This is a genomic window from Paraburkholderia gardini (genome assembly GCF_907164575.1).
GTDB lineage: Bacteria > Pseudomonadota > Gammaproteobacteria > Burkholderiales > Burkholderiaceae > Paraburkholderia > Paraburkholderia gardini.
Genome location: NZ_CAJQYY010000032.1, coordinates 47,550 through 68,684, shown reverse-complemented (window position 1 = coordinate 68,684; position 21,135 = coordinate 47,550). Strand labels below are relative to the sequence as shown.

Genomic DNA, 21,135 nt, shown 5'->3' with positions numbered 1-21,135 from the left:
GGGGGCCGCGCGGGGGCGGCCCCCCCGCGGGGGCGCCGCCCACCAATCCGGCAGGCAACGCCGCTTTTATTTTGCCCGCACGGCGGTACCCGACTGCGCCAGCTGTTCGCGACGCTGCTCGCCCTGCCGCGCAAGCATCCAGCCGGGATACTCCGACGGCAGTGTGCTCACTTCGTCGAGCTTCGCCAGTTCATCGGCGGACAGCGTGACCTGCGTCGCCGCGATGTTGTCGTCAAGCTGCTCGATCTTTTTGGCGCCGACAATCACCGTCGTGACCGCGCGCTGATGCAGCAGCCACGCAAGCGCGATCTGCGCAACCGACACGCCTTTGGCCTCTGCAATGCCACGCATCGCGTCGATGCAGTCGAACGCGCGGTCCCGATTGACTGGCGGAAAATCGAACGTCGTGCGCCGGCTGCCTGCTTCGCCTGGCTGGTCGCGCCCATACTTGCCGCTCAGCAGGCCGCCCGCCAGCGGGCTCCACACCATGAGCCCGAGCCCTTCGCCTTGCAGCATCGGAACCAGTTCGCGCTCGAGATCGCGGCCGGCAAGCGTGTAATACGCCTGCAGCGTCTCGAAGCGCGCGAGGCCCAGACGTTCCGCGATACCGAGCGCCTTCACGATCTGCCACGCAGCCCAGTTCGACACGCCGACGTAACGCACGTGTCCATGCTGCACGAGCGTATCGAGTGCGCGCACGGTTTCCTCGACGGGCGTAGCCGGATCGAAACCGTGGATCTGGTACAGGTCGACGTGATCGAGTTGCAGACGCTTCAAGCTCGCCTTCACGCCGTCGATGATGTGAAACCGCGATGCACCCCGCGCATTCGGAAACTCGCCGGTTTGCCCGAACACCTTCGTCGCGACGACGACACTGTCGCGCGGCACCTTGAGATTCTTCAGCGCCTGTCCGGTGATCTGCTCGGAAAGACCTTCTGAGTAGACGTCGGCGGTATCGATGAAATTGATGCCGGCATCGAGCGCGCGACCTACAAGACGCTCGGCATCGGCCTGCTGCAGATCGCCAATCTGTTTCCATATGCCCCCGCCGCCGCCAAACGTCATCGTGCCCAGGCACAGCTCGGAAACGAACACGCCGGTACGGCCCATCTGGTTGTATCGCATCTCAACGCTCCGTGAGTGAAGAAGGCAACGTATGAGAATACTGCACACGTCGAAAGTCTTCATGACGGCCATTGCGCTGAAAGCTTATGGTCAGGAAAGTCTGCCGCGATTGCGTCTGACCCGCGTCTGAACCGGAAACCTGAACATTGAACCGGGCATGCCCGGCATTCAATCGTCATGCTATTAAACGGATTTTGAATTTTCCTGGAATAAACCTATAACTCACTGAACCCGTGGTTGATGCCGCCCCCGCTGTCATTTAACGGAAGGACGTATCAATGAAGCGATCGTTTGAAATCGGTGTCGGCAGCGTTGTCATGCTTGTCGAAATCATCTTCCAGCCCAATGCCGATGCGGCATGCTCGACCACTTCCCCACCCAGCAACACCACCGTCACCTGCAGCGGCGCCAACACGCCTTCCGTCATCACCCCAATCACCAGCACCGGCGTTACGATCAATCTCGATCCGACCACCGCCGCAAGCTTCGTACGCTCGGCGACCGCCATGGGTTTCAGCGTCGATCACGCCAGCACGATCACGAGTAACGGCAATTTCTCGCTGACTGGCAGCGGCGGCACCGGTACAGCGCGTGGCGCGGTACTGCTGGGCGCCACGAACAACAACCAGTTGACGAATACAGCGACAGGCGTCATCAGCACGACGGGGGCATTCAACGACGGCATGGCGGCCAATGGCAGCGGCAACACGCTGACCAACAACGGACGGATCACGACGGCCGGCCCCAACGCCTACGGCATGACCGCGGCGTGGGGGCAAACGAACTCAGGACAGTTGAACAACACGATCGTGAATACAGGCAGCGTATCGACGTCGGGCAGCAACGCGCGGGCGGCTTCGATTCTCGGCGGCAGCGGGCTGATCAACAACAGCGGCACGCTTTCGACGACGGGCGCCGGGAGCCCCGCCGCGTACATGCAGGGCAACAACGATAGTCTGATCAACACCGGCACGATCTCGGCGAGCGGCAGCGCCTCGGACGCCGTGTTCTCCAACACAGTTGGATCGAGCTTCACGGCGCAGATCGAAAACCGCGCGGGCGGCAGCATCATCAGCCAGAACGGGTCGGCTATCCACACGCTCAACGGCAACACGACGATCATCAACGCGGGGTTGCTGCAAAGCGGCGTCGGCACGGCGATCACGATGGGCAACGGCAGCAACGCGCTGATCCTGCAAACCGGCTCGGTGATCAACGGCAGCGCCGATGGCGGTGCCGGCAGCAATACGGTGACGCTGCAGGGAACCGGCACCGCCGCGAACGCATTCACGAACTTCCAGACACTGCTGATGCAGGGCACGCAATGGGACTGGACAGGCACCGGCACGTTCACGACAGCGCGTGTGCAAAGCGGCACGCTGAATCTGACCGGCACGCTCGGCAGCACGACGGGCGCACTCGTCGACGCAGGCGCGACATTGCAGGCAACCTCGCAGAACCTGCCCCTGACCGTGACGGACAACGGGTTCGTGCGCTTCGCGCAGAGCGCTACCGGCACTTACGCCGGTCTGATCGGCGGCACGGGTGTCGTCGAGAAAAGCGGCGCGGGCACATTGACGCTCGCGCCCACGGCAGCCGGCGGCAACACATATTCGGGCAGCACCCTGATCGACGGCGGCACGCTCGCGGTCGGCGCGGACAACGCACTCGGCGCCGGCACGGGCGGTGTGACGTTCGATGGCGGCACGTTGCAGCTGGCCCAGACGTTCGATCTCGCAGGCACGCGCGCCATCACATTGAACGCCGGTGGCGGCACGATCGATACGCAGTCGTTTTCGTCGACGCTCGCGCAGCCCGTGACCGGCGCAGGCGGCCTGACGAAAGCCGGCAGCGGTTCGCTCGTGATGAACGGCACAAGCACCTACAGCGGCGCGACGAACGTCGCGGCGGGCACGCTCGCTCTGGGCGACGCGGCGCACGCCAGCGCGGCGCTGACGGGCGGCGGCAACACAACGGTGGCGGCGGGCGCGACGCTCGGCGGATATGGCAGCGTCACCGGCGCGGTTTCGAACAGCGGCACCATCGCGGTCGCGAACGCACTGCCCGCCTTTGCCGATGCTGCAAACGGCAACTTCACGGTCAACGGATCGCTCGTGAATGCGGGACTCGTGCAGATCGGCGGCAACGGCGTGGGCAACCAGCTGGTCGTCAACGGCAACTACACCGGCCAGAGCGGTGTGGTCGCGCTGAACACGGTCGTCGAATCCGACAATGCCGCCTCGGACAGGCTCGTGCTGAATGGCGGCGCAGGGAGCGGGACCACCAGCCTGAAGGTCACGAACGTCGGCGGCAACGGTGCGCAGACGGTCGCGAACGGCATCGAAATCGTCTCGACAGCGCAGGGCGCGAGCACCACGCCCGACGCCTTCACGCTTGCGGCGCCAGTGAAGGCCGGCGCGTATTCGTACTTTCTCGCGAAAGGCGGCGTGACGGGCGGCACCAGCGACAACTGGTATCTGCGCAATACCGTCGCGCCCCTCCCCTCGGTCGCGGCACCCGACGGCGACACCGGCATACCGGTCGCGGCCGCGGGCACACCGCCGCTGCCCGCCCCGCCGCCGGCGGGATCGGATCCCGTGCCGCTGTATCGCCCCGAAGTGCCGGTCTACGCGGTCATGCCCGCCGTCGCGCGGCAACTCGGCGTGCTGCAGGTCGACACGTTCCACGAACGTGAAGGCGAGCAGTCGTTGCTCACGGAGACAGGCACGGTGCCGGCTGCCTGGGGACGCGTCTGGGGCGGTCACAGCGATTTTCGCGAGGACGGCACCGCCAGCCCCGGTTTCGACGGTTCGGTCTTCGGCGCGCAGGCGGGCCACGATCTCTACGCCGACTCGAACGCGAGCGGTCATCGCAACCACTACGGCCTGTTCGCCGGCTTCGCGCGCGCCACGGGCGACGTCGAGGGTTTCGCGCTTGGCACGCCGAATCTCGACGCCGGGCATCTCTCGGTCGACGCTTACAGTCTCGGCGGCTACTGGACGCATATCGGACCAGGCGGCTGGTACACGGACGCCGTGCTGATGGGCAGTTCGCTCACGATGACCCCGGTCTCGCGCGACAACGTGGGCGCGACGACACACGGCACGGCGGTGACGGGATCGCTCGAAGGCGGGCTGCCGGTTCCGCTCACCACAGGCCTGACGGTCGAACCGCAGGCGCAGCTGATCTGGCAGCACCTGTCGGTGAACGACCTGAACGACGGCATCTCCACAGTCAGCTTCAACAACGGCAACACCTTCCTTGGACGGATCGGCGTGCGTCTGCAGGGGCACTTCGATGCAATGGGTGCGAACTGGCAGCCGTGGCTGCGCGTGAACGTGCTGCGCTCGTTCGGATCGGACGACAAGGCGACGTTCGCGGGCACAACCGTGATCGGCACGACCGTCGGGCAGACCGCCGGGCAGATTGGCGCGGGCGTGGTCGCAAGGATCAGCCGGGCGGCAAGCCTCTTCGCGACGGCAAGCTGGCTCACCAACCTCGGCGGCCCCCATCAACGGACCGTGCTCGGCGACGCAGGCGTGCGCTGGGCCTGGTAGGCGCGTGGTTGTGTGGTTGCGCGGTTGCGTTTGCCTGCGCGCGTGATGAAGCCAGACGGCAGCGCATAAGCCGCTTTTTCTCGGGCACGATGCCGATACCCAACCCGCACCCGTTTTCGCGGCGCTGGCACGGGTTGCGAAAACCTGCCAGACTTTCCGTTCGACCACCGAAACGGACGGTGCCCGCCGCCCTCTGGAAATGGCACGTCGCGCCCCTACCTACGGCTCCATGACACCTGGCTCTTTCGCAACAGATGCGCTGGCAGGATTTCATCCGGCGCTCGCCAGCTGGTTTCTCAAGACGTTCCCCGCGCCCACCGACGCCCAGGCGGCCGCCTGGCCGCAGATCCGCGGCGGCCGCTCGACGCTCGTCGCCGCGCCAACCGGTTCCGGCAAGACGCTGACCGCGTTTCTGTCGGCCATCGACGAACTCGTCAGGGAAGGCATCGCGAACAATGGCGAGCTGCCCGATGAAACGCTCGTCGTCTATGTGTCGCCGCTAAAGGCGCTGTCGAACGATATCCGCATCAATCTGCAAACGCCGCTCGAAGGCATCGCGAACGAACTGGCCGCGCTCGGCCTGCCCCCGCTCGATATCCGTACCGCCGTGCGCACCGGCGACACCACGCAGCAGGAGCGCACCGCGCTGCGCAAACGCGCGCCGCACATTCTCGTCACCACGCCCGAATCGCTTTACGTGCTGCTCGGTTCCGGTTCAGGCCGTCGCATGCTGTCGACGACGCGCACGGTCATCGTCGACGAAATTCATGCGATTGCCGGCGGAAAGCGTGGCAGCCATCTTTCGCTCAGTCTCGAACGGCTCGATGCGTTGTGCGGACGGCGTCTGCCGCGCATCGGCCTCTCCGCGACGCAAAAGCCGGTTATGGCGGTCGCGCGCTTTCTGACCGGTGGCGCCGCGATCGACGACCCCGCGCCTGCCGACTGCGCGATCATCGACGTCGGTCACGTTCGCGCGCGCGACCTCGCGCTGGAGCTGCCACCGGTGCAACTCGAAGCGGTGATGGCGAACGAAGTGTGGGAACGCGTCTATGACCGTCTCGCGGAACTCGTCGCGCTGCATCGCACGACGCTCGTCTTCGTCAACACGCGACGCATGGCGGAGCGCGCGGCGCGGCATCTGACCGGGCGGCTCGGCAAGGAAGCGGTGGCCGCGCATCACGGCAGCATGGCGAAGGAACACCGGTTCGACGCGGAGCAGCGCCTGAAGCGCGGCGACCTGCGCGTGCTGATCGCGACGGCTTCGCTCGAACTCGGCATCGATATCGGCGACGTCGATCTGGTCTGCCAGATGGGTTCGCCGCGCGGCATCGCGCCGTTTCTGCAGCGCGTGGGCCGCTCGGGGCACCAGGTGGGCGGCATGCCTAAAGGGCGGCTCTTTCCCACCTCGCGCGACGACCTGATCGAATGCGCGGCATTGCTCGACTGCGTGCGGCGCGGCGAACTCGATACGCTCACCATCCCACGCGCGCCGCTTGATGTGCTGGCGCAACAGATCACCGCGGAAGTCGCGAACGAGGAATGGAGCGAAGACGCGCTCTTCGAACTCTTTCGTCGCGCGGCGCCGTACGCAACCCTCGCGCGCGAGCAGTTCGACGCCGTGCTGCGCATGCTCGCCGAAGGCTATACCACGCGTCACGGCGCACGCGGCGCGCACCTCCATCGCGACGCGGTGAACGGCATGCTGCGCGGCCGGCGCGGCAGCAGGCTCGTCGCGGTCACGTCAGGCGGCACGATTCCCGAGAACGCCGATTACGCGGTGATTCTCGAACCGCAGGGCGTCAACATCGGCACCGTGAACGAAGACTTCGCGGTTGAAAGTCTCGCGGGCGACGTGTTTCAGCTCGGCAATACGTCGTACCGCATCCTGCGCGTCGAAACCGGCCGCGTGCGCGTGGAGGATGCGCACGGGCAGTCGCCGAACATTCCGTTCTGGCTCGGCGAAGCGCCTGGGCGTAGCGACGAACTGTCGATGGGCGTCGCGCGGTTGCGCGGCGAGATCGACCGTCTCCTCGCACCCACACCCGAAACGTCGGACGTTGCACGCGCAACCAGTGTGTTGGCGAGCGATGGCGATGGCGATGGCATCGTCCTCGCCGAAGCCGAAGCCGAAACCGAAACCGAAACCGCGACGCTCGCGCCGCGGATCGACCACGCGATCGACTGGCTGACCGGACATGTCGGCATCGATGAATCCGCCGCGCGGCAGATCGTCGAATATCTCGCGCGGGCGCGCTCGGCGTTACGCGTTTTGCCGTCGCAGGATACGCTCGTGATGGAGCGCTTCTTCGACGAATCGGGTGGCACGCAGCTTGTCATTCATGCGCCGTTTGGCAGCCGCCTGAATCGCGCGTGGGGTCTGGCGCTGCGCAAACGCTTTTGCCGCACGTTCAATTTCGAACTGCAGGCCGCCGCCACCGAGGACGCGATCATTCTTTCGCTGACCGGCAGCCACAGTTTCGTACTCGATGATGTGTGGCGCTATCTGCATTCGAATACCGCTGAACACCTGCTGATCCAGGCGCTGCTCGACGCGCCGCTCTTCGGCGTGCGCTGGCGCTGGAACGCGACGACCGCCCTTGCGTTGCCGCGCTACAGCGGCGGTCGCAAGACGGCACCGCAAATCCAGCGCATGCGCAGCGACGATCTGCTCGCCGCCGTGTTTCCGGACCAGGCCGCGTGCCTCGAAAACATCGTCGGTGAACGCGACGTGCCCGCGCATCCGCTCGTCGAGCAGACCATCGACGACTGTCTGCATGAAGCGATGGATACCGATGGCTGGCTCGCGCTGTTGCGACGTATCGAAGCGGGCACGTTGACGCTCGTCACGCGCGATCTGCCGGCCCCCTCGCCGCTCGCCGCCGAAATTCTCACGGCGAAGCCCTACGCCTTTCTCGACGATGCGCCGCTCGAGGAACGCCGCACCCAGGCCGTGCTGAACCGCCGATATACCGATCCCGCATCCGCCGACGATCTCGGCGCGCTCGACCCCGAGGCGATCGAAAGCGTGCGTCGTGAAGCGTGGCCGGAAGCGCGCAACGTGGATGAAATGCATGAAGCGCTGACGGGTCTCGCCTGCATCGGCGAAGCGGAAGCACAGCGCAACGAGGGCTGGCCTGGCTGGCTCGATGCGCTCGCCGCGGGCGGACGCGCGACGCGCATGCCGCTGGATCAGGGCGACGCGTTATGGTGGCCCGCCGAACGCCTCACGTGTCTGCGCGCGATCTATCCCGATGCGCCGCTTCATCCGGCGCTCAAGGCACCGAGGGGCTATACCGAAGCGTGGACTGAAGACGACGCCATCGTCGACGTCGTGCGCGCACGCATGACTGGATCGGGGCCGCTGCCCGTCACGCGGATCGCGGGTCCGCTTGCGTTGCCCGCATCGCGCGTGGCCCAGGCGCTGGTGCGGCTCGAAGCAGAAGGCTACGTGATGCGCGGCCGTTTCACGCCTGGCGCAAGCGAGGAAGAATGGTGCGAACGGCATCTGCTCGCGCGTATCAACCGCTATACGGTGAAGCGGCTGCGTCGCGAAATCGAGCCGGTGGAGCGGCACGATTTCATGCGCTTTCTGTTTGCGTGGCAGCACCTGACACCCGATACGCGCGGCGAGGGACGCGACGCGCTGGCGGCGGTGGTCGATCAGCTCGAAGGATTCCAGGCCGCTGCCGGCGCGTGGGAAGAAGACATCCTGCCCGCGCGTCTCAAGGACTATTCGATCACGGCGCTCGACGAACTGTGCCGTTCCGGCAAGGTGGTGTGGACGCGCCTGACCGGACGCACGAAGGTAGCGAGCGCGCCGGTGCGCAGCACGCCGGTCGTGTTGTTGCCGCGCCGGAACATGAACATCTGGAGCGCGCTCGTCGATACGTCGAAGCCACTGACATTGTCGGCGCGCGCGCAGCACGTGTACGACGCGCTAAAGGAACACGGCGCGATGTTCTTCGACGAGCTGTTAAACGACGTCCATGGCCTCAAGATCGAACTGGAAAACGCGCTCGGCGAACTGGTCGCGGCCGGTCTTGCGAACTCCGACAGCTTCGCGGGTTTGCGCGCGCTGCTCAAACCGGTCGCGAAACGCAACGCCTACTACGGTAGCCGCCGTCCGCGCGGCGCGGGCGCGCTGATCGGCGGCATGGACGACGCGGGTCGCTGGGCGCTGGTGCGGCGGCGCGTAACGCAGCCCACTGGAGGGGTTGCTGTCACACCAGGCCGCACGCCGCCCACCGATCCCGAGGTGCTCGAACATATCGCGATGACGCTGCTGTGCCGCTATGGCATCGTGTTCTGGCGTCTGCTCGAACGCGAGGCCGACTGGCTGCCGCCATGGCGCGAACTGCTGCGCACGCTGCAAAAGCTCGAAGCGCGCGGACTCGTGCGCGGCGGGCGTTTCGTCAACGGACTCGCGGGCGAACAGTTCGCGCTGCCCGAAGCGATTCCCGTGCTTCGCGAAATACGCCGCCATGCGAACGATGGTGCTTTTATCTGCGTATCGGGCACCGATCCGCTGAATCTCGCCGGTACGTTGTTGCCAGGCGACAAGGTGCCTGCGGTGAGCGGCAACCGTCTGCTGTATCGCGATGGGGTGCCGGTGGCGACGCTCGTCGCGGGTACGTTCGGCTATCTCGCCGATTTCGACGCGCAAACACGCGATCGCATGCGAATTGCGCTGATACAGCGCGGCTAGTGCCGCGCACCGCATCGCACCTCAAGCCGCGCAGCCGCATCCCCATACCTGGCTTTAAACCTGCAAATCTGTTAAAGAAAAGGGATTCGCGCGTCGTTAACCCGTTACGAACCCCGTCATTCGGCCACCTGGATACAATGAAGCCAATCTTCGACGGAAGACCGTTTGCCGCCCGACCGCTCGCCAGCGTGAATAACGAGCCGGATGGCGGAGCCTGTCCGGGGGACTCAATGCAGGACGACCAGGATCATCAGGTGCTTTTTGCACACTTCGGCACGACCAGCCCATGCTGGCGCCTGTCGAAAGACAGCAACGCGCTGGAGTTGACCGCGGAAACCGGAGCCGGCCCCGCCGACGTCGCCATCGCCCTCACCGTCCAGCAGGCCGCGCAGATCCGCCGCCTGACCGGCATTACCTCGAACCTGATCCTCGATATTCGTCTGTTCGGCGAACCGTTGCGCCTGCATCTGGTTGGCCGGAAGCTGAACGGCTCCTCGTGGGCCGGCACGGCGTCCGCCTATTCCGATACCGAATCCGTCGCGCGCGATCTGGTGCATGGCCTGTCGTTTGCCGAACAGGTCGTGTCGGAAGTCAATTCGCTCGTCGTGATTCTCGACCAGGCGGGACGCATCCAGCGCTTCAATCGTCTCGGCGAAGAACTGTCCGGCATGAAGGAAGAAGACGTTATCGGCAAAAACGTCTGGGCGCTCTTCATGTCTTCCGAGGATGGCGCGGCGTCGAGCTTCAATATCAGCGGATTTTTCAACCGCGGCGTGTCGTACGAAGTCGAGCGGCTCGTGAAAACCGTCCACGGCGAGCGTCTGTTCCTGTTTCGCAACAAGTTCGTGAAAAGCGGCAGCGGTGTCGACGAGCAGTTCCTGATCTGCTCGGGCACCGACATCACCGAGGAACGCCGCGCCCAGGCACGCCTTTCGGAGCTGGCCAATACCGATTCGCTCACGGGCCTGCCGAACCGCAACGCGATCCAGGACCGCATCCGCCTGGCGATCGAATCCGCGAAGGAAGGCGAATCGACCGGCATTCTTTTTCTCGATCTCGACAACTTCAAGAAGGTCAACGACCACTATGGACATGTGTTCGGCGACCGGCTGATCCAGGACGTGTCGTCGGCGATCCGCGGCTGCCTCGATGCGGGCGATACGCTCGCGCGGCTCGGCGGCGACGAATTCATCGTGCTCGCGGTCGACGCGACCCGCTCCGCACTCGAAGCGACCGCGCAGCGCATCCTCGAACGGTTGCGCACGCCGTTCAGCCTCGGGCTCGTCGAGGTCTACACGGGCTGCTCGATCGGTATCGCGCTGTGCCCGGAGCATGGCGACAGTCTCGAATCGGTGATCCGCTCCGCCGACACCGCGATGTACGTTGCGAAAGACGAAGGCAAGCGCACCTGCCGCGTGTTTTCTCCGGAGATGGACCACAAGGTCGCCGAGTACATGTGGCTCGATACGAACCTGCGGCGCGGCCTCGAGGAAGGCCAGCTCACCCTGCTCTACCAGCCGAAGCTGGAGCTCGCCACGGGCGTCGTCAGGAGCGTCGAGGCGCTGGTGCGCTGGAATTCGCCGGAGCGCGGCCAGATCCAGCCAAACGAGTTCATCGGTTATGCCGAGGAATCCGGCCTGATCGGACCGCTCGGCCGCTGGGTCATGCAGACCGCGGCGCTGCAGGCGGCCGCGTGGAAAGCGCAGGGGCTGGATCTGCGCGTGGCGATCAACGTCTCGGCGCGGCAACTGGTGGATACCGCCGTGGTGCGACATTTCCGCGAAGCGCTCGAACGCGCGGATCTCGAAAGCTGTCTCGTCGATCTGGAGCTGACGGAAAGTTGCCTGATCGAAGACGAAGCCGCCGCGATCGACCTGATCACACAATTCCGCGAACTGGGCGCGCAGGTGCATCTGGACGATTTCGGCACGGGTTATTCGTCGCTGTCGCAACTGGGCCGGATTCCGCTCGACATGATCAAGCTCGACCGCAGTTTCGTGCGCTCGATCGACGCCGACAAGAAGGCGCAGGCGCTGGTGCGCTCGATGGTGGCCGTGGCGCAGGAACTGGAACTGAAAGTGGTCGCCGAAGGGATCGAAACTGAAGCCGAAGAAGTCTTCATGAAGGGGCTCGGCGTCGAATACGTGCAGGGGTTCCGTTATGCCCGCCCGATGCCCGTCGCGGAATTCGAGGCGTGGTTGCGCGACAGACAGAAAATCAGGCTCATCGCCTGACAGCCTGCTGTCGCGCTTACTGCTACTGCCATTACCGGTTACCGTTTTCTGTTGTTGCCGGCCGTGCTGGTTCGGGTCCGGGTGCGGCCATGGCTGACGGGATGAGCACTACGCCACGTTCGCGCTTGGCGCCGGGCTCGCGCGCAGATTCGACGTGCGGCGGTTCTGCACCATCACGAGACGTTCCATGAACGCGAGATCCTTTTCCTCGATCGTGAACGCCGCCTCGACCCAATCCTCCGTGATCTCCATCAGCTCGGCTCGCGAGAGCTGCAGCACACGCTGACGCGCCCGCATCATCGCGCGAATGCCGTTCAGCTTCGGGCGCATCGTATCGATGAAGGTGCGCGTGGCGATATATGCCTCGCCCGGTTCGAACAGCTGGTCGACGAGCCCGCGCGCCGAATGCCATTCCGCCGTGTGCGATTCGCCGACACCGATCAGTTCCTCCGCAAGGCGCATGCCCGCCTTGCGCGCGACGAGCGAATAGCCACCCATGCCCGGGAACAGATTGAACGCGATTTCGGGGAAGCCCATGCGCGCGTCGTTCTGGGCGAGCAGGAAATGGTGTGCGAGCGCCGCCTCGAAGCCACCGCCGAGCGCCGTGCCCTCCACCATCGCGATCGAGATCGCGCCGGTGTCGAAACCGCGCGCCGCCGCATGCACACAATCGACGCAGGAACGCGCATAGGCCAACAGCTCCTCGCGCTTGCCGGTACGGATCGCATCGGAAAAAAAGTCGAGATCGCCGCCGACGTTGAATATCGACGGAATCAGCGAGCCGGTCACCCAGAAGTCGATCGGCAGCTTCGACTCACGCGCGGAACGCGCGAGGCTCAGGATGTCATGCACCAGCTCAATGTTGAAACACGGACGTGGTTGAGCACGCAACATCATCCACATGATGTTGCGGCCTTCTTCGTAGTAGGCGGAAATTTGCGACAGATTGCCAGCTTCCAGGAAAGGACGGCAGGCGTGATGGTTACGGAGATTCATTTTTTGGTCCTCATCAGGTATTTTAAATACGGGTAAAGCAATGGGAGCCTAAAACAGACCGGAATCCCGTGGGGAGCGGGGGCGAACAGAACATGGCAAATCCCTATATGGATTTCATGCTTGCTAAAGGAAGAAACGGATGCGTGTCGAACTGAGCCGCCCCGTCGGCACACGATTTCACGCGTACCGTGGCGCCTCGGCGACGCCTGCGGCACGCTGGAGGAAAACTTCCAGACGCGCGATGAAATAAAGCTGATTGAAAGAATTCAGCGAGATGATGGTGGCAAGGCCCACATTTTTTATTGAATTTGCATAGGTAAAAATTCCGCTTTTCGACAATATGTGGCGAATTAAGGAATTGGTACGCAAAAAGACGCGTTTGTCCTCATTGCAGACAATGCGCTTTATAGATATGGGAATAGACGGGGAAGCGGACGGCCCGGCCGCGCAATCCGGCGGATTGCGCTTTCATCAAAAGCCGACGGTGCCCGCGGTGGCGTTCAGTAGAGTTTTTGCGCCCACGTCTCGACGTCGGACGCCGGCATGCCGGCGTCGCGCGCGGCATCGAGGATCTGTTGCCACGTAGCCGGATCGACCGGCACACCCTGGGCGCTACGCTCGTCGCGCGTGGCACGTTCCGGCTCACCCGGCACGAAAATACGCCCGGTGCCGGCTGCGAGCGGCGACGCTTTTACCCATTCGACGAACGCGTCCGCTTCTGCTTCGGCGTTTGGCGCATCGAACGCGTTGGGGTCGAGGATCACCGACAACATGCAGTTGACGATCGCGTTCGTCGTGCCGAGCGTATCGGCGTGCGTGGTAAAGCCGCCGGACAGCGCGCCGCCGAATATCTCGCACATCGCCGCAAGACCAAAGCCCTTGTGGCCGCCCATCGGCGTCAGCGATCCGAACGGCGCTTCCATCATCACCCGGGGTTCGACGCTCGGACGCCCTTCGTGATCGATCAGCGAGCCCGGCGGCGTCTCCTTGCCCTGGTTGAACGCCACGCGCGCCTTGCCATACGCGATCGCGCTGGTGGCGAAGTCGAGCACGAGCGGCGGCTTGCCCGCGCGCGGGAACGCAGCGCAAAACGGATTCGTGCCGATGCGCCGGTCCGTGCCGCCGAACGGTGCGACAAGCGGATCGCCCGCCACGTTGACAAAGTGAAACGACACCAGCCCGGCTGCGGCGCACTGTTCGGCCCAGTGGCCGATGCGCCCGATGTGATGCGCACCGCGCAACCCCACTGCGCAGACGCCCAGCTTTTTCGCGCGCGCGACGCCGAGTTCCATCGCCTCGAACGCAACGACCTGGCCGAAGCCCCTGTTACCTTCGACGGTGAGGACCGCGCCCGCGTCGCGCACGACCTGCGCATGCAGGTTCAGCTTGAGCTCGTTATCGCGCATCGACGCCACGTAACGCGGAATCATGCCGACGCCGTGCGAATCGTGCCCGGTCAGGCTGGCCGCAACCAGATGGTCGGCGACCAATGCGGCTTCGCGCGGCGCACTGCCCGCCGTCTCCCAGATCGCACATACGAACGCGTGCAGTTGAGCGGCATCGATACGCAGCGGCATCGGTTGTTTCGTAGCGTGCGGGGCGTTCATCTCGTTGCGCCGTTAGTGGTCTGAATAGTCTGGATGGCCTGAAAAATCGCTGGCACGTTATCCGGGGGCCGCCGCGATCACTTCGGCGACGGTGGCCGTCAGCTTCTTCGCATACGGCACGTGCAGGAATTCGTTCGGGCCGTGTGCGTTGGATTTCGGGCCAAGCACGCCGCACACCATGAACTGCGACTGCGGAAAGCCTTCCTTCAACACGTTCATCAGCGGGATCGTGCCGCCCTGCCCGATGTACGCGCAGTCCGCGCCGTAGTGCTGCTGCGATGCGCCATTGAGCGCGGACGCGAGCCACGGCGCGAGGTCCGGCGCGCTCCAGCCGGTGGCCGCACCCTGATCCGGCCTGAACGTGACCTTCGCGTTGTACGGCGGATCGAATTCGAACAACGCCTTCAGGGTGGTCACGGCCTGCGCGGCGTCGATGAGCGGCGGCAACCGCAGCGACAGCTTGAATGCCGTGCGCGGGCGCAGCACGTTGCCCGCATCGGCAAGCGAAGGCAGGCCGGCCGCGCCCGTCACCGAGAGCGACGGACGCCACGTCGAATTCAGCAGTGCTTCCTGCGGATCGGTCGTGGTGGGCAGTACCTGACGGCCATCCTGGCCGCAGGCCCATGGGATCTTCTTCCATACGTCGTCGCCGAGAATCCGCGCGGTGGCTTGCGCTTCGCGCAGCCGCCCAGCCGGAATCGCGCAATGAAAACCCTTCGGCAGCAGATTGCCGGTCGACGCGTCTTCGAGACGTTCGAACAGCTGGCGCATGATGCGAAAGCTCGATGGCGTGATGCCGCCATAGCCGCCCGAATGAATGCCTTCGTCGAGCACCTGCACTTCCAGGTCGCCCGCGACGAGACCGCGCAGCGACGTGGTCAGCCACAACTGGTCGTAATTGCCCGCACCCGAATCGAGGCAGACCACGAGTCCGACCTTGCCGAGTCGCTCGCGAAGCGCATCGACGTACGGCAGCAGATCGTAGCTGCCCGATTCCTCGCAGGTTTCGATGATGCCGACGCAACGCGAACGCTCGACACCCTGCGCATCGAGCGCTGCCAGCGCGGTCAGGCTTGCGTAGATCGCGTAGCCGTCGTCGGCGCCGCCGCGGCCGTACAGCTTGCCGTCCTCGAGTTTCGGCGTCCACGGGCCGAGGTCGTTGCGCCAGCCCGAGAATTCCGGCTGTTTGTCGAGGTGACCGTACAGCACGATGGTCTCGGTGCTGCCTGAGCGCGTCGCCGCTGTTTCGAAGAAGATCACCGGCGTGCGGCCCGGCAGGCGCACGATTTCCAGCGTGAGACCGCGTACCGGCTGCTGTTCGGCCCATTGCGCGGCGTCGGTCACGACGCGTTCGATATAGCCGTTTCCGACCCAGTCCGGATCGAACGCGGGGCTTTTGGCCGGTACCGCGATGTAGTCCGTCAACGCGGGCACGATCTCGTCGTTCCATTTGCGCTCGACGAACTCCCGAAGTGCCTGGTGATCGACCTGCTGAGCCTGCTGGGTGGTGTCGTCAGAAATCATGATGGCCCTCCGCGCGTGCAAAACGCCAATCATAGTCCTCGCACGACGATCATGAAACGCTTCATGACGCGCGCCATCCGTTCGACAGGCGCGATGCACGATCACCGCGTTCGCGCGACAATCGCCAGACACGCCACGCGTCCAGGAGCCGTCATGGGAGTCAGCCTGATTGTTCAGGCCATTGGAGCCGCGATCGCGCTTGCGGTCTATTTCCTGCCGGCGATTCTCGCGGACCGTCGCAAGCGCCGCGACGTGCTCGTGATCGCGCTCTTCAACGCCGTGCTCGGATGGACGGTGTTCGGCTGGGGGCTCGCGCTCTACTGGGCGCTGCAGCCGAATCCACCCGTCAACGTCGCCGGTGAAGTGGTCGCGACGCGGCGTAGCGCGGCGATGCGCGGATTTTCGAAGCAACTGGTCGAGCGTGTACGGATGCGCGCGTCGCGCGCCGCGACGCGCGACCGGCCCATGAAGTAGCCACACGACACTCACCAGAGAGACTGGATGGAAACGACACCGTTCCTCATTGCGATTCCCGAAACGCAGGTACTCGCGCTCAGCGCGCGGCTGGAGCATACGCGCTGGCCCGATCACTACGACGGCTCGCCGTGGGCGCTCGGTGTCGATCCTGCGTATGTGCGCGAACTCGCGCAGTACTGGGCGAAAGGCTACGACTGGCGCGGCGCCGAGCAGCGCCTGAACCGCGAGCCGCAGTTCGTCGCGCAGGTGGGCGGCCTCAATATTCATTATGTGCATCGGCGGGGCGTCGGACCGAGGCCCTATCCGCTCGTGCTCACACACGGCTGGCCGGGGTCGTTCATCGAGTTCATGGAACTGCTGCCGCATCTGTGCGATCCGGCGTCGGTCGGCGCGGACCCGGCCGATGCGTTCGACGTCGTAGTGCCCTCGCTGCCCGGCTTCGGCTTTTCGGAGCGGCCGGCGAAACCGGGCACGTCAGCATTCGCGACGGCGGACCTGTGGGCCGGACTGATGCACGGGCTTGGCTATGAACGCTTCGGCGCGCAGGGTGGCGATCTCGGCGCGGCGGTTTCGATTGCGCTTGCGTTACGGCATCCGCAACACGTCGACGGCATCCATCTGAATTACCTGCCCGGTTCATACGAGCCCCCGCTTACCGCCGGCGATCCGCCCATCACACCGCGCGAACAGACCTTCCTCGACGCGAAGGCGACGTGGGCCGCGCTCGAAGGCGGCTACGCGCACGTGCACAGCACGAAGCCGCAGACGCTCGCCACTTCGCTGAACGATTCGCCTGCGGGGCTCGCCGCATGGATCGTCGAAAAATTCCGCACGTGGAGCGACTGCAACGGCGACATCGAAAGCGTGTTCTCCAGGGATGAGCTGCTGACGAACCTGTCGCTCTACTGGTATACGCAGACGATCGCGTCGTCGATGCGCTTTTACTGGGAGATGCGCCTGAAGCCGCTGCGTTTCACGCACGGAGAACGGGTGCGTCCGCCGCTTGGCTTTGCGCGCTTTCCCAGGGAAATCAGCCGGCCGCCGCAATCGTGGATCGAACGCGTGTTCGATCTCACGCAATGGGCCGACATGCCGCGCGGCGGGCACTTCGCCGCGATGGAGCAGCCCGCGCTGCTGGCCGGGGAGATCCGCCGGTTTTTCAGGCCGCTGCGGCGCTGACAGCGTGCCGGGCACCGCGCGATGCTTCTGTTGCGCGCCGCTTCTCGCGCGATTCGTTCACACGTGAAATAATGCCGTGGTCCGCGCGACTGGCGCTGAAAGATGGAGACACCATCGGGAAACGCGGACCGTGAGCACGGTGATGTCGTTACGTGCGCTCTCGTTCTAGCCGCGCGCCTGGGCATTGCCTGATCGTTGTGGATCACTCCGCTACCGATAACTTTTCACGGAGCCATGCAATGCCGCATCTTTCCAGTCTCCTGGCCTTCGGACTCGTCTCCCTCGGGATGGCGCTCACGCCCGGCCCGAACATGCTCTACCTGATCTCGCGGTCCATCTGCCAGGGCCGCACGGCGGGCCTGATTTCACTTGGCGGCGTCGCGCTCGGCTTCGTGTTTTACATGCTGTCCGCGGCACTTGGTATTACCGCGCTGCTGCTCGCGGTGCCGTTCGCGTACGACGCGCTGCGCTTCGGCGGTGCGCTCTATCTGCTGTGGCTCGCGTGGCAGGCCGTGAAACCGGGTGGCCGCTCGCCGTTCCAGGTGCGCGATCTTCCCGCTGACGGGCCCCGCAAACTCTTCGCGATGGGCTTCGTCACGAACATGCTGAATCCGAAAATCGCCGTGCTGTATCTGTCGCTGCTGCCGCAGTTCATCGATCCGCAGCACGGCAGCGTGCTCGCGCAATCGCTGACACTCGGCTCGGTGCAGATCATGATGAGCCTGAGTATCAATGCGATCGTCGCAATCATGGCGGGATCGATCGCGGTGTTCCTCGCGAAACGTCCGGCGTGGATTGTCGTTCAGCGCTGGCTGATGGGGACGGTGCTCACCGGGCTCGCCGTGAAAATGGCGACCGAGGCGCGTCGCTAGCAAGCCTGACGTACGTTATTACGTCAAGACGCGCGTGAAGCGGAACAACGTTGAGCGGCCGCGCGGAAGCGGCCGTTTCAGGAACGTCTCACGATGCAGCAGCCCGACGCGAACGGGCGCGCCGGCGTGAGCGGATGAAAAGAATGACGAAAGCGCGGACAGACGGCGTCGACGCGCAATCAGCGTCCGTAACCGAATCGCACGAACCGCTGCTGTAACTGCACGGAGCCGGCGGAGATGGAGCGCGGCTCGGGCCGCACGCGGTCGAGCGCAAACACGTCCTGGCGCAATTCGCCATGCTCGTCGAACCACTGGCAGACGAGCCAGCTCCCTTCCGCCAGCGCAACGGGCCCCACATGGGTCACGGTCATGCGCGCGCCGCCTGATTTCAGTGTCACCACGTCACCGACGCGGTAGGTGTCGGGTTGCGGCGTATCGGCAGTGTCGAGGGTAGCAGTCAACATAAGTATCCCCGGTACGAATAGATCAATTGCGCCCAGCTGTCGATGCCGCGATGCGTGAACCTGAAACAGGCCACCTGGCGCTGTGTACGACGGGACGCCACCCACTGACGGGCTCCGTTCATTCAGCAGCAGGAACGACAGTCTGGTCTGGAACGTCAAATCAGGCTTTTCGGCGATACAGCGAGCGATGCGAAGGAATATGCAAAGCGTGAAACTTGCATGAAACACAGGACATGGTCGAAGCGGAACTGCCGTGGCTATCCCGAGGTCCGGAATTCATGCAACGCGCAGACAACACTTAAGCAGATTTTGAATGTGAACCGCGATTCAAGCACTGTCGTTCACAAAATCGGACTTCGCCTTCAATCCAGACCTTCGAATTCCGATCACCGGACTGACGTTAAATTCAAAATGCCCGCCAAGATTAACAATCGAATTTTATCCAGGCAAGTGTTTTTTCAATCAATACGGTTTATTACTTTCAGGAACAGATTGAAACATACTGCTGCGCAGGCGGAACGTAACATGCCAGTCAGTGATGCGCCGCCGCAAAAGTCTTGCGGGCAGGCGCACACAGGTTTTCGCAGTCGCGCGCAATTTACATGAAATTCCGGCTGACGGCCTTCTCGTGTCGCAACGATTCCCGGATTCCGTGTCTATTATTAATAAAATTACCACCATGGCTTTCGCGAAGCAGGGTTTTTAATCATCCCTGAACACGCGATGCATACGTGGATTTCTTAAATCCATTAAATATTCACATGAAATCTGGAAATCGTTTTCGCGTCGCAGTAAATGACCCTGACGATTTTGTCATCCGTATGTCAATCAGACGGCTCATCTTTAATTAAAGCGTCATTGCAATCCGGGTTCATCCGGATCACGCATGCCGCGCCGCGATCCGCTGATGCCGGACCAGCAGCATGCTCAAGGCAATGCAGATGAACAACAGCACGGTAGTGATGCCAATACAGACCTGGAACGCGTGCGAATACGCAGCGGCCGTCGTCTGATGCCCGAGTACGCCGAAGAACACCCCGCTGATCGCGGCCGTGCCGAATGCGGCGCCGATCTGCAACGTCGATGAAACGATGCCGGAGGCGAGGCCCGCCTTTTCCGGCACGACCTCGGCGAGCACGATGCGCATCAGCGAAGGCAACACGAGCCCCTGGCCGATCCCCACACAGACGAGACCCAGATAGAAAACCGGTTGCGGAGTCGCGCTCTGGCCGGCGGCCCATGTGACGACCGAAAAGCCCGCCGCCAGCATTGTGAACCCGAGTGTCAGCACATGGCTGCCGATGCGCCGCACGATCGCCGGCGACATGAACGGGCCCACGATAAAGCCCGTCGCGAACGGCATGATGGCGATACCGGAGGCGAACGGCGTCCAGTGCAGGCCGGTCTGCAGATAAATGCCGTAGGTTAGAAAGAACGCGCTTTCACAGTAAAACAGGAACGCCAGCACAAGCCCCGTTGCGAATGCCGGATTGCGGAACAGCTTCAGGTCGACGAGCGGATGGCCGCCCGCGCGTTCGATCCGCCGCTCGACGGCGATAAAGAGCGCGAGCACCGGCACGCTGAGCGCGAACATCACGAAGGTCCATGCGGGCCAGCCGGCTTCGCGCCCATGCGTCATCGGATAGATGACCAGCATCAGCAGCAGCGACAGCAGCCCGACGCCCTTCAGATCGACACCGGTGCTTTCGGCCGGCTGGCTCTCAGGCACGAACCGCCATGTGCCGAGAAACGCCAGGATACCGACTGGAATGTTGAGCAGAAAGATGATTCGCCAGTCGAGGCCGAACGGGCGATAGGTAATCAGCGCACCACCGCCGAGCTGCCCGACGATCGACGAGAGCCCGAAAACAAAGCCGTAAAAGCTCATCACCCTGGTTTGCTGGTGCGTCGGCACGACGGCGCGGATCGTCGCGAGCACCTGAGGCGCCATCACGGCGGCGGCGATGCCCTGCACGATGCGCGAAAGCACGAGCATATGGCCGCTCGTCGCGAAGCCGCACAGCGCCGACGCGAGTACAAAGGCCGCCATGCCGCCCATGAACATGCGCTTGCGGCCAAACAGATCGCCGAGGCGGCCGCCGGTGATCAGCAGCACCGCGTAGGCCGACGCATACGCCGACACGATCAGTTGCAACTGGGCGTCGGTGGCCTGCAGGCCGGTATGGATCGACGGCAGCGCGAGATTGACGATGAAGTAGTCGAGCGGCGCGAGAAAGGCGCCGATGAACAGCACGGTCAGCGCGGGCCCCTGTCGCTCGAACCGCTGCGGCGCAGCCGCCGCACGGGAACCGGGTGCGCCAGCCCCTGCCGGGCACACCGCCACACCCGATGCAGAAGGCTTCAAGGATTGATTATTCATGACCGATCGTTCAAA

General features: G+C 64.1%; 14 protein-coding genes and 1 riboswitch. Of the genes, 7 read left to right on the top strand and 7 right to left on the bottom strand.

The window, feature by feature from the left end:
* Window positions 1–66 precede the first annotated feature (66 nt).
* Together LPA34_RS23115 and LPA34_RS23110 are read right to left on the bottom strand one after the other, a co-directional pair.
* Window positions 67–1,125: an aldo/keto reductase gene (locus tag LPA34_RS23115; RefSeq protein WP_228982627.1), complete on the bottom strand. Its 1,059-nt coding sequence runs from the start codon at window positions 1,123–1,125 to the stop codon at window positions 67–69.
* Window positions 1,126–1,384: 259 nt separating this feature from the next.
* Entirely contained in the window at window positions 1,385–1,633 is a 249-nt protein-coding gene (locus tag LPA34_RS23110; RefSeq protein ID WP_228982624.1) for a hypothetical protein, read from the bottom strand.
* Between LPA34_RS23110 and LPA34_RS23105 the strand changes: the two genes are divergently transcribed.
* From LPA34_RS23105 to pdeR, 3 genes are all read left to right on the top strand, one after another.
* Window positions 1,632–4,682, top strand: coding sequence for an autotransporter family protein (locus tag LPA34_RS23105; protein ID WP_228982622.1), 3,051 nt, complete (start codon window positions 1,632–1,634; stop codon window positions 4,680–4,682). The genes LPA34_RS23110 and LPA34_RS23105 overlap by 2 nt on opposite strands.
* 199 nt (window positions 4,683–4,881) lie before the next feature.
* Entirely contained in the window at window positions 4,882–9,387 is a 4,506-nt protein-coding gene (locus LPA34_RS23100; RefSeq protein WP_228982620.1) for a DEAD/DEAH box helicase, read from the top strand.
* 230 nt (window positions 9,388–9,617) lie between these two features.
* A complete protein-coding gene (gene pdeR, locus LPA34_RS23095) occupies window positions 9,618–11,621 on the top strand; it encodes a cyclic di-GMP phosphodiesterase (protein ID WP_228982632.1) in 2,004 nt (667 codons plus the stop codon).
* Between the two features lie 108 nt (window positions 11,622–11,729).
* Here pdeR and LPA34_RS23090 read toward each other — a convergent pair whose 3' ends face one another.
* The gene (locus LPA34_RS23090; RefSeq protein WP_228982617.1) at window positions 11,730–12,617 is read right to left on the bottom strand and encodes a crotonase/enoyl-CoA hydratase family protein; all 888 of its coding nucleotides are present in this window, start codon (window positions 12,615–12,617) and stop codon (window positions 11,730–11,732) included.
* Window positions 12,618–12,737: 120 nt separating this feature from the next.
* Here LPA34_RS23090 and LPA34_RS23085 point away from each other — a divergent pair, with 120 nt between their 5' ends.
* Complete coding sequence (locus LPA34_RS23085) at window positions 12,738–12,923, top strand: hypothetical protein (RefSeq protein ID WP_228982615.1); 186 nt, start codon at window positions 12,738–12,740, stop codon at window positions 12,921–12,923.
* 194 nt (window positions 12,924–13,117) lie between these two features.
* Here the strand turns inward: LPA34_RS23085 and LPA34_RS23080 are convergent, their stop codons facing one another.
* Complete coding sequence (locus tag LPA34_RS23080; RefSeq protein ID WP_228982614.1) at window positions 13,118–14,194, bottom strand: malate/lactate/ureidoglycolate dehydrogenase; 1,077 nt, start codon at window positions 14,192–14,194, stop codon at window positions 13,118–13,120.
* Between the two features lie 87 nt (window positions 14,195–14,281).
* Window positions 14,282–15,748 carry a M20 family metallopeptidase gene (locus LPA34_RS23075; RefSeq protein WP_228982613.1) on the bottom strand — a complete coding sequence of 489 codons (1,467 nt, stop codon included), beginning with the start codon at window positions 15,746–15,748 and terminating at the stop codon, window positions 14,282–14,284.
* 153 nt (window positions 15,749–15,901) lie between these two features.
* On the opposite strand from LPA34_RS23075, the gene LPA34_RS23070 reads away from it, so the two are divergent.
* The 3 genes from LPA34_RS23070 (at window position 15,902) to LPA34_RS23060 (ending at window position 18,276) form a co-directional block, all read left to right on the top strand.
* Complete coding sequence (locus LPA34_RS23070; RefSeq protein WP_228982612.1) at window positions 15,902–16,222, top strand: superinfection immunity protein; 321 nt, start codon at window positions 15,902–15,904, stop codon at window positions 16,220–16,222.
* A gap of 27 nt (window positions 16,223–16,249) precedes the next feature.
* Complete coding sequence (locus LPA34_RS23065; protein ID WP_228982611.1) at window positions 16,250–17,404, top strand: epoxide hydrolase family protein; 1,155 nt, start codon at window positions 16,250–16,252, stop codon at window positions 17,402–17,404.
* Between the two features lie 75 nt (window positions 17,405–17,479).
* A riboswitch (ZMP/ZTP riboswitch) is annotated at window positions 17,480–17,594 on the top strand.
* 49 nt (window positions 17,595–17,643) lie between these two features.
* The gene (locus LPA34_RS23060) at window positions 17,644–18,276 is read left to right on the top strand and encodes a LysE family translocator (protein ID WP_228982609.1); all 633 of its coding nucleotides are present in this window, start codon (window positions 17,644–17,646) and stop codon (window positions 18,274–18,276) included.
* 179 nt (window positions 18,277–18,455) lie between these two features.
* Here the strand turns inward: LPA34_RS23060 and LPA34_RS23055 are convergent, their stop codons facing one another.
* Window positions 18,456–18,740: a YodC family protein gene (locus LPA34_RS23055; RefSeq protein ID WP_228982607.1), complete on the bottom strand. Its 285-nt coding sequence runs from the start codon at window positions 18,738–18,740 to the stop codon at window positions 18,456–18,458.
* An 880-nt stretch (window positions 18,741–19,620) separates the two neighbouring features.
* The gene (locus LPA34_RS23050) at window positions 19,621–21,120 is read right to left on the bottom strand and encodes an MFS transporter (RefSeq protein WP_228982601.1); all 1,500 of its coding nucleotides are present in this window, start codon (window positions 21,118–21,120) and stop codon (window positions 19,621–19,623) included.
* Between the last annotated feature and the right edge of the window lie 15 nt (window positions 21,121–21,135).